The sequence below is a fragment of the Flavonifractor sp. An82 genome, from assembly GCF_002159265.1.
In the GTDB taxonomy this organism is placed as follows: domain Bacteria; phylum Bacillota; class Clostridia; order Oscillospirales; family Oscillospiraceae; genus Flavonifractor.
In genome coordinates this window covers 22,522-35,028 of record NZ_NFHG01000021.1, presented here as the reverse complement: position 1 = coordinate 35,028, position 12,507 = coordinate 22,522, and the positions used below count along the sequence as shown (strand labels likewise).

At 53.1% G+C, this 12,507-nt stretch carries 15 protein-coding genes; 4 read left to right on the top strand and 11 right to left on the bottom strand.

What is annotated here, in order from left to right; genetic code table 11:
• Positions 1-13: 13 nt before the first annotated feature.
• The 6 genes from B5G34_RS15725 to B5G34_RS15705 form a co-directional block, all read right to left on the bottom strand.
• Positions 14-1,198 (bottom strand): hypothetical protein, encoded by a 1,185-nt coding sequence (locus B5G34_RS15725; RefSeq protein ID WP_087339716.1) that lies wholly within the window; start codon positions 1,196-1,198, stop codon positions 14-16.
• Between the two features lie 26 nt (positions 1,199-1,224).
• Positions 1,225-1,671 carry a hypothetical protein gene (locus tag B5G34_RS19515; protein WP_343286576.1) on the bottom strand — a complete coding sequence of 149 codons (447 nt, stop codon included), beginning with the start codon at positions 1,669-1,671 and terminating at the stop codon, positions 1,225-1,227.
• Entirely contained in the window at positions 1,640-3,658 is a 2,019-nt protein-coding gene (brxC, locus tag B5G34_RS15720; protein WP_343286575.1) for a BREX system P-loop protein BrxC, read from the bottom strand. The genes B5G34_RS19515 and brxC overlap by 32 nt, the downstream gene beginning before the upstream one ends.
• Positions 3,658-4,260: a DUF1819 family protein gene (locus B5G34_RS15715; RefSeq protein ID WP_087339714.1), complete on the bottom strand. Its 603-nt coding sequence runs from the start codon at positions 4,258-4,260 to the stop codon at positions 3,658-3,660. Before B5G34_RS15715 ends, brxC begins: the two co-directional genes overlap by 1 nt.
• 24 nt (positions 4,261-4,284) lie before the next feature.
• Positions 4,285-4,521, bottom strand: a complete 237-nt coding sequence (locus B5G34_RS15710; RefSeq protein ID WP_087339711.1) for a helix-turn-helix transcriptional regulator — start codon at positions 4,519-4,521, stop codon at positions 4,285-4,287.
• Between the two features lie 321 nt (positions 4,522-4,842).
• A complete protein-coding gene (locus B5G34_RS15705; RefSeq protein WP_087339707.1) occupies positions 4,843-5,403 on the bottom strand; it encodes a response regulator transcription factor in 561 nt (186 codons plus the stop codon).
• 151 nt (positions 5,404-5,554) lie between these two features.
• Here B5G34_RS15705 and B5G34_RS15700 point away from each other — a divergent pair, with 151 nt between their 5' ends.
• Genes B5G34_RS15700 through B5G34_RS15690 form a run of 3 tightly spaced genes read left to right on the top strand, consistent with a single transcriptional unit; the run spans position 5,555 to position 7,944 of the window.
• Positions 5,555-6,466: an ATP-binding cassette domain-containing protein gene (locus B5G34_RS15700; protein WP_087339704.1), complete on the top strand. Its 912-nt coding sequence runs from the start codon at positions 5,555-5,557 to the stop codon at positions 6,464-6,466.
• Complete coding sequence (locus tag B5G34_RS15695; RefSeq protein ID WP_087339701.1) at positions 6,463-7,212, top strand: ABC transporter permease; 750 nt, start codon at positions 6,463-6,465, stop codon at positions 7,210-7,212. The genes B5G34_RS15700 and B5G34_RS15695 overlap by 4 nt, the downstream gene beginning before the upstream one ends.
• Before the next feature lie 3 nt (positions 7,213-7,215).
• Complete coding sequence (locus B5G34_RS15690) at positions 7,216-7,944, top strand: ABC transporter permease (protein ID WP_087339698.1); 729 nt, start codon at positions 7,216-7,218, stop codon at positions 7,942-7,944.
• A 39-nt stretch (positions 7,945-7,983) separates the two neighbouring features.
• Here B5G34_RS15690 and B5G34_RS15685 read toward each other — a convergent pair whose 3' ends face one another.
• Both B5G34_RS15685 and B5G34_RS15680 read right to left on the bottom strand, forming a co-directional pair.
• Positions 7,984-8,742, bottom strand: a complete 759-nt coding sequence (locus B5G34_RS15685) for a MerR family transcriptional regulator (RefSeq protein ID WP_087339695.1) — start codon at positions 8,740-8,742, stop codon at positions 7,984-7,986.
• Between the two features lie 60 nt (positions 8,743-8,802).
• Complete coding sequence (locus B5G34_RS15680; RefSeq protein ID WP_087339748.1) at positions 8,803-9,420, bottom strand: CatA-like O-acetyltransferase, family 2; 618 nt, start codon at positions 9,418-9,420, stop codon at positions 8,803-8,805.
• 165 nt (positions 9,421-9,585) lie between these two features.
• Here B5G34_RS15680 and B5G34_RS15675 point away from each other — a divergent pair, with 165 nt between their 5' ends.
• Positions 9,586-10,146, top strand: a complete 561-nt coding sequence (locus B5G34_RS15675; RefSeq protein ID WP_087339692.1) for a flavin reductase family protein — start codon at positions 9,586-9,588, stop codon at positions 10,144-10,146.
• A 74-nt stretch (positions 10,147-10,220) separates the two neighbouring features.
• Here B5G34_RS15675 and B5G34_RS15670 read toward each other — a convergent pair whose 3' ends face one another.
• From B5G34_RS15670 to B5G34_RS15660, 3 genes are all read right to left on the bottom strand, one after another.
• Positions 10,221-10,880: a vWA domain-containing protein gene (locus B5G34_RS15670; protein ID WP_087339689.1), complete on the bottom strand. Its 660-nt coding sequence runs from the start codon at positions 10,878-10,880 to the stop codon at positions 10,221-10,223.
• 90 nt (positions 10,881-10,970) lie between these two features.
• Complete coding sequence (locus tag B5G34_RS15665) at positions 10,971-11,459, bottom strand: prolyl-tRNA synthetase associated domain-containing protein (protein WP_087339686.1); 489 nt, start codon at positions 11,457-11,459, stop codon at positions 10,971-10,973.
• Positions 11,460-11,478: 19 nt separating this feature from the next.
• Positions 11,479-12,477, bottom strand: coding sequence for an O-acetyl-ADP-ribose deacetylase (locus B5G34_RS15660; RefSeq protein ID WP_087339683.1), 999 nt, complete (start codon positions 12,475-12,477; stop codon positions 11,479-11,481).
• Between the last annotated feature and the right edge of the window lie 30 nt (positions 12,478-12,507).

Genomic DNA, 12,507 nt, shown 5'->3' with positions numbered 1-12,507 from the left:
TCCCCCTTAAAAATCAAATCTTTGATGCGAGATAATAATAATACATCACATTTTTCCTTGCGGCGTCTGTCTTTTCTGTTGCCTCGGTTCGTGCCTTATTGTATAGGTCTGCAATCTTGAGGAACCCCGTTACTGCTTCCTTGGAGATTGCAGCTATCCCAGCAACAAGAATAAAGGCCTTTATGGAATTAAAAACGCCAAACAGGTCTGTTGAGGTCGTGATTGCCGTCGTTAAACCCGCAGCAGCATATCCGGCTTTTTTCCTCAGCTCCTCGTCAGCTAAAGCCTGTTTTCCTAAATTCTTTAATACGCTTGTTTGCGTTAAAATTTCGTTGATTTCCTGTAACTGCGGTACAACCTGAGTATTATATAACTGCAAGCAGTCATATTGAAAATTCTCATCCCAAGGAAGCGATTGAATCCGGTCTGAAAAATCATAGATTGCTTTACGAAAATTTGTAAGAGGAAGTTGATTTTCTTTTCTTAACGAAATCAATTCATCTATCGATGCAGATGCTAATGTTGGTAATGTCATAAGTATTTTCGAAGCAACTCCAGCGTGCCGTAAAACTTTATTATCCAGTTTACCAATATCTAATAATTTCGTTTTAATAACGGAATCAATCAAGTTACTACTTGTGCTATCAAAAAGAGGGTATGCCGTTCCATTGTACATAGCATTCATCAAATTCGCAAAATATCCCCCGCACAGTTCATTGACATCAAACCCCTCAAATCCATAGTCATAAACGGAGACGATCTGCTGATCTAAGAGGTCCTTTATTTCTTGTGAACTTGGGTGAATGTAAAGCTCTTGTATACTACTTGCGAGTTGTTCTCTGCATTGGGCTTCAAAATTTCTTAATTGCATTTGAGCAAGTATCTCTTGCCTCGAGCGATACTTTCTCTTTTTGAAACGTGATGTATAGGTCTTAATTTGTGCATCAATATAATCTAATTGTTCTAATAGCTCCTCGCTTTCATTGAACTTTATAGACTGCAGAAATGTTCTCAACATTGGAATCATTACATCCAAGTCCTTTGCGTTGAAAAGGTACTTTGGAATATAGTGATATAATGCATATTCTGCCATTCCAATTAATTCTATTTCGTCGGCATAAAGAATGGAACTTTTAATCAACTTCAGGTCTTCAGATAAATCAAACGAGTTAGATACTGTTCCTATTGTAAATTTCATTTCTGTTCCAGTCCAATCTCTTATTTTTAGAACTCTACATTCACAATTGTATCCTCTTCCAGCTGTGCCTCCAATGTCTCACGCAAACCGGCGATATATTTGTCGATGTCCGCCTTGCTCTCCAGACGCCAAGAAGAAGTCCCTGTCATCATCTTAATGGAGACATTCTTCGTCTTGCGGATTTTTACCGGTGCGGGTGTAACATTCACCTCATCGGCAGGTGTTCCATTCTTCTGAGCTTCCTCAGCACTGCGGCGCGCTTCTTCCTTAGCTTTCTTCTCTGCCAGCTGAGTGTCCACGGCAGCCATCTCGTTGAGCAGCCGGAGCTTGAGCGCATCGGCCTTGTCCCCATAACTTCTGAGGGAAGACACATTGTTGCAATGCTCTGCTCCATCTCTGAGCTCCTGGAACTGAGAGAAGTAGTCGCTGCGTTTCTGGTCGTTATATTCCTTGGTAGCAAGAACTTCCAGCACCCGCTTTCTTGCCTGATCGATGGAATCCAGTAGCCTCTTTCAATGCCTCGGTCAGATAGAGCTTTGCATTAGCGTTGCGCTCTCGCATTTCCGCGCGCTTTGCTTCCTTGATGGTCTCATACTTTGCCAGCTGGGTAGAGGTGTTCTTGCGCAGAAAGCCTTCAATTTTCAAGTAGGACTGAATTTCTTTCAGGAACTCTGCATCGCCGGGAAGCACAACCAGAACTTCCTTGCCTTGACCGGACATCATACGAAGGGTGGCATCATCAGTGCTGCCATCATACCAAGGAGTCAGAATGCGAACTCCCACATCGTAGCTCTGGTTTGCCTTATAAGGGCGGTCATCCACGGCCTGATTGAAGAAGAATGCATAGCGGCCATTGAATGCAGGGTATATGTATTTTTTGCCGGGAAAAATGTCCTCAAAAATCATCTCCGACACCTTGGTGATGATCTCAGGGGTCTCCACATTCTCCTTTTCAATTTCGTTGTTGACTTCCTGTTCCTCATCGGTCAGGAAGACATAGATGCTGCCATTTTTCTGTACGAGCATTTGCCGTATCAGGACCTTTAGCGCATCCTCCACGCGGCCTTTCAGCTCTATGCGGTCATCGTCAATGTTCTCGATCATCAGGCTGGTGATGTTTTCGATGTTTGCTTCAATCTCCAGCACATATTTGATCATGAAGAGGGTTTTCAGGACATTGATGGCAAAGACATCCTTATCTTTCTTTTCCGGGTTGATGTAGCTGTTGTCATAGGCGCGGATAATTACGCCGCTATGACTGTGATCCAAGAAGTTTTCCAGCGCATCATAAAAGCGGTGGAAGGGTACGATCACGCCTATCTCTTCGTTCATGATGTTGACGGCGGACTCCTTGAAGAGCGCCAGCATGGAGCGCTCACCGCCGGACAGATGCTTGCCAGACGCGCCGTGGGTTCGGATGGAGGTTAATACGCTGGAAAGCAAGTTAAACTGATATGGAACAAAGGGATAGACCTCTGCAAAATCGGTTTCATTGGCATACAGCTTTTTCTCAGCCGTGTCGTTGAAGACGATGAGGTTTTTGATGATAGTTGCTTTTTGCTCATAGAGCAGCCGGAGGGACTGCGCTGCCGCATCCGTCTTTTCGAGGATTCTCTTCTTGATAACCGCATCCACATTGGCAGAAGAGAGGGAAAGACGGGTGTCAAAGCGCCCCTGAATTTTAGAGAAGTCGTTGCCCTTAACCTTGGTGATAGAGTCAATGTCCTGCTGGCTGGTCACGATGACCCATGCCTTGCCCATACATTCCTTGCCCAGTTCTTCGGTCACGGTCTGGAGGTTGAGCATGAGCTTGGAATCCTCTCCGATATACTGACCAATCTCATCAACGAGGAAGACAACATGATGGTTGTTTCCCTTTCGGTCAATGTAGGATTTGACGCGCCTTGCGAAGTCTTCAATACTGATAATCTCATTAAAGAGAATCAGTTCTTGCTCGTTGTATGTTCCGGGGAAAAACATAACCACAGGAGCGCGGAGGTAGGACTGATGAAGATTATTCAGCACATTATGGGAGCGCAGGAGAGGATAGCTTTTGCCCACTCCTGTCAGAAAGACGATGGCATTTTCCGGTGTGTTCTCCTGAATATATTGGACGATCAGGCTATCGTTTTCACTTACTTTCATGGAGTTGCTGACTGCCTTTACGATCCGCCCGAAGCCCCGTTTTTTCTCGAAGTCACAACACTTGGCTACGAAATTCTTTCGCTCCAAAAAGTCAATGATAATGTCGTAGAGGTCGAAGACAAGCAATTGATATTCGTCAGTACCTTTCTGGTTTTTGTTCTTCATATACTCGATCCGCTCACGGACTTCCAGTTCCTTCTCTGGCGGATAATCAAAAATCCAGTAGTTGATCTCATTAGCCTTTCCGCTGCTCTGCCGGAAGGAAGGCTTCTTGATTGCCGCCTCCATTGCATCAAGTCTTGCGGTTAAATCCATTACCTCACCCCCGTCAGTGCCTTCTCGTAGATTGCCATGTCATTTTGCTCCAACCAATGGGACAACTCTGGATCGAAGATTGGTTTCAATATCGTTCTGGCCATTTTCGATTTATCAATGACCCCGGCTTCGTAAAGCATCGTCTTATAACAACGCCCCAAGCGAACCAAGGTTGCGTCCGTCCATCCAGCCACTTTTTCGTTTTGTTGCTGCTTGTTTTTGAAAAAGACGCGCACATCACTGTCTGTCAGCTCGTTGCTGCCGACGATCATCTTCTCCCGGATGACCTCATAGACAAAATCAAAGAAGAGTGTGTCATATGCCATTGCTGCAATCAACGCATAGAGTTTCTGTGTCGCCAGGTCGCCGGACAGGAAGAATGGGATAAAACTCTGATCCAGCGATCTGATTCTCCCGGCCACAGTACTATAAATTTGATTGCAGCGCAGCGCGGTCGGTGCTGCGAAGATATTTTCGCTCTGTGCGAGTGCTTTTATCTCATCCATGCTTTTCCCGTCGTGAAGAAGCTGGACAACCTTGCGGAACTCGACAAACCAGAAGGACATCTTCACTGCGCCCGCACTATATTCTTTTCTTTCCATCCTGCTGATTGTTCCTCCCCAATATTACTCTACACCTCGACCTGTTCCATTATCAGGACTGTCCGGTAGAATTTCCATAATATCATCAATACCACAGCTGAGCTTTAGACAAATTCTCTCCAACACTTCGACATTTGTGTTTTCGCCTTTTTCCAGTTTGTTTAAGGTGGAATAGCTAATGCCCACAAACTCGCGAAAATCCTTCTTCTTCATATCTCGGTCAATAAGCATTTTAAATAGTTTTTTATAAGATACTGCCATTTTTCGCACCTCGTCTTAAAACTGACTGTATGAACTGGAATGTCATATTTATCAGTATATCACATTTTTCCGCGTGCGACGATGACAATTATGCGAACGCATTAATTTTTCTTTGAAATCATTTGTTTTAAAGGCGATTACTTTTCTATAACTCTAAGGCAACATCAAATCCGAACATGAAAAGAGCCCTTCTGGCCGGACAACGGTAGCAGCTACCACACCTGATCAAGAAGTATTTTTTTGCACATATGACTATATTGAAGTTTATTAATACAAGATATAGGAATGAAAAACTGACTTTTTTGGAGGCGACCTATCAGATTAGCCTACCAGGGGGCCGTCCCACAGGGCGGCGCACAGGGCATCGATGGTGACAATGTTGCCCCGGGCCTCCCACAGCTTCTTCAGCAGAGAGAATTCTTTGGCAGTAAGAGCAATTTCCTCTCCATTCCGGCGAATAGAACTTTTACCCCAGTCGATCTCTACATCCCCCAAACGGCAAGTGTCCGGTGTTTCTCGGTAGACCCGCCGGAGCACCGAGCGCAGCCGGAGCAGCAGTTCCTGAGGAAGAAAGGGCTTCGTGATGTAGTCGTCCGCCCCCAGGCCAAGTCCCCGGAGCCGGTCGGCGTCCTCGTCCCGTGCGGAGAGGAACAGCACCGGCACATCCCGGACCTCCCGGAGTTTCCCAAAGAGGGTAAAGCCGTCGCCGTCGGGCAGGTTCACATCCAGCAGTACTCCGTCGGGAGAGGCATCATGAAACCGCTCCAGCGCCTGGGCGCAGGTAAGAGCAGACACAGTTTCATAGCCCGACTGGGTCAGAATCTCTTTGACCATATTCTGCAGGGCGTTCTCATCGTCCACAATCAAAATGCGATAGGCCATACTACGAGCCTCCTTTGTCTCGACTGTCACCATTATACCCCCACTTTCCTCTCCGTCCAGTCTCGGGCGAGAAAGTAAGGTAAACGTAAGGTGGGCTTCATCGGGGTGTAAGGCAGAGACGCTATACTTTGGAGCGTAAGGAGGTCTTGCCATGAATATCATTGAGACACATGACCTGTGCAAGCAGTACGGAAACACCCTGCGGGTGGCCCATTTGGACTTGGATGTGCCAGAGGGCAGTATCTATGGGTTCCTCGGTCCCAACGGGGCAGGAAAGTCCACCACTCTGAAAATGATTTTAGGGTTGGTTCGCCCCACGGCGGGAAACATCAAGGTGCTGGGAAAGAAAATGGACGGCGCCAACCGTCTCTCGATTCTCCGGCAGGTGGGAAGCCTCATCGAAAGTCCCAGTTACTACGGCCATCTCACCGGGGAGGAAAACCTGCGGATCATCCAGACCCTCCGGGGCGTGCCGGAGCGAAATATCCGGGAGGTGCTGCAGATCGTCCGGCTGGACGGCCAGCGCGGCAAGAAGGTGGCCCACTACTCCCTGGGCATGAAGCAGCGGCTGGGCCTGGCGGCAGCTCTGTTGGGCTATCCCAAACTGCTGATTCTGGACGAGCCCACCAATGGCCTGGACCCGGCGGGCATCCAGGAGATGCGGGAGCTGATCTGTGAACTGCCGGGCCGGTTCGGCATGACGGTGGTGGTGTCCAGCCACCTTTTGAGCGAGATCGACCAGATGGCCGACCATGTGGCCATCATCCGTGAGGGGGAATTGGTGTTTCAGGACACTCTGGAGACCCTTCATGGCCGCAGCCGCCACCATCTGGCCCTGCGGACCACCAACAACCCCGTGGCCCAGGCTATTCTCCAGGAAAAGTCCGTGTCCTGCCGGGAGGAAGAGGGCTATCTCATTCTCCCGATCCTCACCGACGAACTGGCTGCCCAGCTTACCCGGCTGCTGGCAGAGCGCCGCTTAGGCGTCATCCGCCTGGAGGAGCGTCAAAAGAGCCTGGAGGACATCTTCCTGGAACTGACGGGAAAGGCGGCGAGCCTGTGAAACTGCTGAAACTGGAGTTTTTCAAGTGCCGCCACCGGAAGATCCTTTTGGTCTGCGCCGCCGTACTGGCCGTGGAACTGATCTGGATGGGCGCCTTCTTTACCCGGCAGGATGCCGAGGACCTGAAATGGGGCTGGATGCTTCTGCTCTACAATTTATCCATGGTGGATGCCATCATCCTGCCCATCAGTGTAGCCACTCTGGCCAGCCGTAATTGTGAGTTGGAGCATAAGGGCGGCACCTGGAAACTGCTGGAGACCATGGCGGCGCCGGGGCAGCTCTACGCCGCAAAACTCAGTTGGGGCGCCCTGGTGCTGGCCGTACTGCTGATTATCCGCTCAGCACTGTTTCTGGCAGTAGGGATGTATCAGGGCTTTCAAGGGGTCATTCCCTGGGGCAGGTTTGGCCTGTTTACTCTGATCTCCTGGGCGGTCAGTATAATGGTCTACGCCCTCCAGCAGGGGCTGTCCCTACGCTTTACAAATCAGGCCGCCGCCTTAGTGTGCGGCATCGCCGGAAGTTTCCTTGGCATTCTCTCCATGCTCTTCCCGCCGGCTCTCATTCGGTGCGTACCCTGGGGATACTACGGCCTCCTGGCCTTGGTGGATATGGACTGGGACGCCGCCACCCGGATCACCACCTTTTCCTGGCGGTGGCCGGAAGGCGCGGACCTCATCCTGCTGTTTCTCTGGGCGGCTGTATTTCTGGCCGTTGGCCGGACGCTGTTCGTCCGGAAGGAGGTGTGAGATATGCTGCTTCGTTGCCTGAAGGCGGAACTACAGAAGTGCCGCCGCTCCCCAGTGTGGCTGGCCTTTGTGCTGCTGCCCATTTTTCCCGCTATTCTGGGAACGGGGAATTACCTGGGGAACATAGAGGTGCTGGATGACGCCTGGTACAGCCTGTGGAGCCAGCACACGCTGTTCTCCTCCATGTTCTTTCTTCCGGCATTGCTGGGGGTGTTCTGCGCCTGGCAGTGGCGGCTGGAGCACACGGATCACAATTGGAACAGTTTTCTCACCGCGCCGGTGCCAGTGGAGGATCTGTACCTCGCCAAACTGGTCTGGGCCTCCGTTCTCTCCCTGCTCTCCCAGGTCTGGATTGGGACGCTGTTCGTCATCAGCGGGAAAATCGTGGGCATCTCTGCCCCTGTGCCGCCGGAACTGCCCGGGTGGCTCCTCTGCGGGGCCCTGGGGGGGATTTCCGTCTGCGCGGTGCAGCTCTTTTTCAGCATGGTGATCCGGGCCTTTGCCCCGCCGGTGGCCTTCGGTCTTGCAGGGGGCATTGTGGGACTTCTTTTCACCGCCCAAGGCTTTGGGTACGCCTTTCCCTACTCCCTCCTGTGCATCGGAATGCGGGCCAACAATCCTCAGATGGAGCTGGATTTGTTGCCTTTCGCACTCTCTGTTCTGGCTTACCTTGTTCTATTTGCGCTGCTCTCCCTGCGGTATCTCAAAAAGCGGGACATAGCGGCGGAGTAAGAGGGGCCCCCGGCGAAAAGCCGGGGGCCTGTTTCATCCTTATTTCGCCCAATAGGCCACAGCATCCCGCAAGAAGCGGGCGCAGCCGGGCACCTGTTTGTCGTAGTAGGCGGTAAACCGCTCGTCCATCACATAGAGCTCCGCGATCCCCCGGTGTCTGGCCGGGTCGTATCGGTTCCCAGTGATGGTGAGCCACCGGCGATGGAGGGCGGTGATTTCCTTGCCTTCCTCATCCTTCGGGGACAGCCCGGCCTGGACGGCAGTCTCCAGCTGTTCCTGGATCTCCCGGCCCAGCTCCGTCCACTCCTGGTACTGCGCCTGGGTTAGGTTCATCACCGCGGCGTTGGCCTCGTCCACCTCTTGGTCGCCGTACTTGGCGCGGATCTCCGCTCCGTAAACTTCCTCATTATAGGCTACAGCCCGCTGCTTGAACGCCTCAAATTTCTGCTCGTCGCTCATGATCTCATTCCTTTCTTCCGCTCCGATGGTGTCTTTCACCGATCGGATGAGCTGTTCCAGCCGCTCCCGCTCCGCTTCCAATGCGGCCAGGTGGTTTCGCAGGGCGGCCAGACGGTCAAAGGAGGGATCGTCCAGACATTCCTTGATCCGGGCCAGCTCCACCCCGAGGGCCCGGTAATAGAGAATGTCCTGCAGCCGGTCCACCTCCGCCCCGCCGTAATAGCGGTAGCCGCTCTCCGCCACCCGGCTGGGCTTCAGCAGGCCGATCTGGTCGTACCAGCGAAGGGTGCGGGTGGTCACCCCGGACAGGTGCGACAGCTCCTGAATGGAATATTCCATAGATATCCCTCCTTGGGAATAGGGTACCAGTTGACGGAGCGTCAAAGTCAAGAGGAACTGCTAAATTTCTTTGATTTCCCGTTGCAGTCGTTCCAGAAATTCTGCCGCCGGGATACCGTCCAGCTGGGTGTGGTGGAACTGGAAGGACACCGGTAGGGTGGCCCGCAGCCACTTTTTCCGGTACTTGCCCCAGATGAGGAAGGGGTTGTTGTAGCATCCGGCATAGATATTCACTGCGCCGTCGATTTCATACCCCGCCAGAGCGGAGGTGCCGATGACCATATACTCTTCGCCCAGCTCATAGCTCTCTCCACTCTCCCGGACCTGCCCAGTGAGTTTCCGGTAGTCCCGGTCAAACTGCTCCAGGTTGTCGGAGACGGGGATGTCACAGGTAGCGATGCCGCCACCCCGGGTGGCCACCACCGTATTGACGGCCAGGCGGTCATATTGCATCAGCTTGTCCCCCACTGGAAGCAGGTAGAAGTCCTTCATCCCGGCCGCCGCCTTTCCAATGCACCAGCAGAGGAGCATATTGAATTTATAATTCTGCTTTCGGCTCAGACGCACCAGCGCCGTCACATCCAGGGATTTCATCAGGGTCACCATGGGCATGGGGGCTTTCATCCACAGTTCAAAGGCCAGCGCCCGGGAGGTGCTTTGGGAATCTACTTCTCTCATGTCGTTCTCCATTCTGTTCGCAAAATCTGGTCCTCCAAGATAAGTAACCCATATCATACCATAGTGCCTTATCTTCAGCAACCGCTCCCCATGTTCCAAAGCCGGAACTTATGCTATAATAGTCCCAAACCACTTAGTATTGGAACATCATAAGGAGGGATTACCATGCGCAAGAATTTTGGAGCCAAGCCCTGGACTTATCCCCAGCCGGTCTTTATCCTGGCGGCTTACGATGAGGACGGCACCCCCAACGCCATGAACGCGGCCTGGGGTGGCATCAGCGAGGACAAGGAGCTGAGCATGTGCATCAGCGAAGACCATAAAACTACCGCCAACATCCTGGCCCGCAAGGCCTTCACCGTGAGCATGGCCACGGTGGAGCAGATGGTGGCCTGTGACTATGTGGGAATTGAGTCGGGTAACCAGGTGGCGGACAAAGTGGCAAAGGCCGGTTGGCACACCACCAAGTCGGAATTTGTAGACGCACCTCTCATCGACGAACTGCCCATGGCGGTGGAGTGCCGCCTGGTGAGCTACGACCCGGAGAGCTGCCGCCTGGTGGGCGAAATCGTCAATGTGAGCGCCGACGAGTCCGTGCTGGACGAGGACGGGAAGATCGACCCGGACAAACTACGGCCCATCACCTTTGATCCCATTCACCACACATACCGGGTACTGGGCGAGAAGGTAGGCAACGCATTCCAGGACGGTGCCAAACTGAAGTAAAGAATGGATTTTCTCCTACGCATAGATGAGGGACGGAGGTGTAGCCTCCGCCCCTCATCTGTTTTGACGGCAGATTACCGCCGCCCCTTCTTCTGCCGCTTGCGGAAATCCTCCTCAATGGCGTCCTTCCAGTGCGCATCCAAGGGGGCGCTGCACCGGACGGCGGCCACGGCCTGACCCACCACCTCGTAGTTAAGGCGGGTGCCCACGCTGTCGCAATGGTAGTTCACCGCCCGGTCAGGGGCAATACCCAGATGGCCCGCCGTCTCCACCGCGTCGATGTTGGCCCCCAGGAAGAGAAACTCCCAGCCGTAGCGGTCCTTCTGCCGCTGGATCATCTCCTTGACCCGCTGGGCGGAGTAGCGGCGGCTGGCGTTCTCCATGCCGTCAGTGGTGATGACGAAGAGAGTGTGCTCCGGCACATCTTCAGGACGGGCGTATTTGTGGATGTTCCCGATGTGGTGGATGGCCCCGCCGATGGCATCCAGCAGAGCGGTGCAGCCCCGGACATAGTACTCTTTTTCGGTGATGGGGCGAACCTCGCTCACTTTTACCCGGTCGTGAAGCACCTCGGTCTGATCGTCAAAGAGGACGGTGGAGACAAAGGCCTCGCCCGGCTCCTTCTTCTGCTTTTCGATCATGGCGTTGAAGCCGCCGATGGTGTCGCCCTCCAGCCCCTGCATGGAGCCGCTGCGGTCCAGAATGAACACCAGTTCCGTCAAATTCTTCTTCATAAAAAATCCCCCTATGCTGTGTTGTTTGATTTACAAGCACAGTATAGGGGAATTTTGATTTGGACAGGTCGCCCGGCGGGCGACAAATTGCTATGTTTCAAACAGGGTGATCTGCGTGCCGTTCTCCTCCAGGAGCCGGAGCAGGTCCTGGGTTTTGAGCCATACGGTGGCGGTATTGTCATTGGGGTGTACACCGATCAGGCCGGAGCCCCCCAGAAAGGACTTATCCAGCCAGAAGGTCACCTTGTGTTCCCGGTCATTGAGCAGACCAAGAGGCGTCACCGCGCCGGGGATTAGCCCCAGAATATCCATCAGATCCAGATCCGAGGCAAAGGTCAGTGGCCGGGTGCCGTTCTGTTGCCGGAAAGCCTTTAGGTCAACCCGCTTGTCTCCTTTGACCGTGATGAGATAGTAATTGCGCTTTTTGTCGTCCCGGATGAAGAGGTTTTTGGCATCGGCCTCCGGGTAGGGCAGGCGGATCTCCGCTACCTCTGCCATGTTATAAACAGCTTTGTGCTCCGTCACCTCATGCCAGATGTTTCTGGTACTGAGGAGCGCGTAAATCTCCTTCTTGTTCATATTCCAATTCTCCTCGCCATTACCCACCCAGTAGGCTCTGGTCAAAGGCGAAGAGAGCCTCGTTAATCTCAAAAATGTTGTAGTTTCGGTGGGCGATGAAATACTCCACGATGATATCGAACTTGCTGGCGTGAGAAAAGGCAAAACCTGCTTTCCCCAGCATCTCCCGTGCCTCCTCCAGAGGCAATTCCAGGGCAATGGCGAAGGCCATGGCGGTGGGCTTGGAGGGCTTATAGTGGACATCCGAGCGAATCTTGGAGAACAGCTTGCGGTCGATGTTGGCCTTTTTATAGCACTGGGCGTCGGTCATGCCCCGCTCGTCGATCTTCCGCAACAGCATCTGAGAAAAGCTCTCATCCAGTTTGCCGAGGGCTTCGTCCAGTCCGAAGGGAGCCGAGGTGCAAGGGGCAGGCATCCAATCTTCTTCCTCCATGGCCATGGAGGCCATGGCTATCCGGCGGCGCTGAGTCTCCCTGCTGTCGGTGTGGGCATCCACATAGCGGTCATCGATGTACGCGGCAATGTCAGCAAAGAGCTTCCCACCGATGGTGTAGGCGGCCCGGTCGAAGATCACAAGATATACCGTCATATCATGGGCAAGCAGAAAATCTCCAATGGTATCCACGGCCACCTTCAGTGCCTGATCCTTAGGGTAGCCATACACCCCGGAGGAAATCAGCGGAAAGGCTACCGTTTCACAGTGGTTGCTCAGGGCCAGTTCCAGAGAGGAGCGGTAGGCTGATACCAGCAGTTTCCGCTCTCCGTGACTGCCGCCCCGCCAGATGGGACCCACGGTGTGGATCACAAACTTTGCCGGCAGGCGATATCCCTTTGTGATCTTGGCCTGCCCGGTTTTACAGCCGCCCAGGGTGCGGCACTCAGCCAGCAGCTCCGGCCCGGCGGCACGGTGGATAGCGCCGTCCACACCTCCGCCGCCCAGCAGGCTCTCGTTGGCGGCGTTGACGATGGCGTCCACCTTCATGGTGGTGATATCATTTCGCACGATGTGCAGGGGCATGACGGCACCTCCTCACTTGATAGGGCTATC

Bases quoted from the DNA above. Each gene is read 5' to 3' on its own strand.
- B5G34_RS15700 (WP_087339704.1), top strand. From the start codon at position 5,555: ATGAATATCATTGAGACACATGACCTGTGCAAGCAGTACGGAAACACC.
- brxC (WP_343286575.1), bottom strand. From the start codon at position 3,658: ATGGATTTAACCGCAAGACTTGATGCAATGGAGGCGGCAATCAAGAAG.
- B5G34_RS15660 (WP_087339683.1), bottom strand. From the start codon at position 12,477: ATGCCCCTGCACATCGTGCGAAATGATATCACCACCATGAAGGTGGAC.
- B5G34_RS15680 (WP_087339748.1), bottom strand. From the start codon at position 9,420: ATGAGAGAAGTAGATTCCCAAAGCACCTCCCGGGCGCTGGCCTTTGAA.
- B5G34_RS15725 (WP_087339716.1), bottom strand. From the start codon at position 1,198: ATGAAATTTACAATAGGAACAGTATCTAACTCGTTTGATTTATCTGAA.
- B5G34_RS15705 (WP_087339707.1), bottom strand. From the start codon at position 5,403: ATGGCCTATCGCATTTTGATTGTGGACGATGAGAACGCCCTGCAGAAT.
- B5G34_RS15675 (WP_087339692.1), top strand. From the start codon at position 9,586: ATGCGCAAGAATTTTGGAGCCAAGCCCTGGACTTATCCCCAGCCGGTC.
- B5G34_RS15715 (WP_087339714.1), bottom strand. From the start codon at position 4,260: ATGGAAAGAAAAGAATATAGTGCGGGCGCAGTGAAGATGTCCTTCTGG.
- B5G34_RS15710 (WP_087339711.1), bottom strand. From the start codon at position 4,521: ATGGCAGTATCTTATAAAAAACTATTTAAAATGCTTATTGACCGAGAT.
- B5G34_RS15665 (WP_087339686.1), bottom strand. From the start codon at position 11,459: ATGAACAAGAAGGAGATTTACGCGCTCCTCAGTACCAGAAACATCTGG.
- B5G34_RS15685 (WP_087339695.1), bottom strand. From the start codon at position 8,742: ATGGAATATTCCATTCAGGAGCTGTCGCACCTGTCCGGGGTGACCACC.
- B5G34_RS15690 (WP_087339698.1), top strand. From the start codon at position 7,216: ATGCTGCTTCGTTGCCTGAAGGCGGAACTACAGAAGTGCCGCCGCTCC.
- B5G34_RS15670 (WP_087339689.1), bottom strand. From the start codon at position 10,880: ATGAAGAAGAATTTGACGGAACTGGTGTTCATTCTGGACCGCAGCGGC.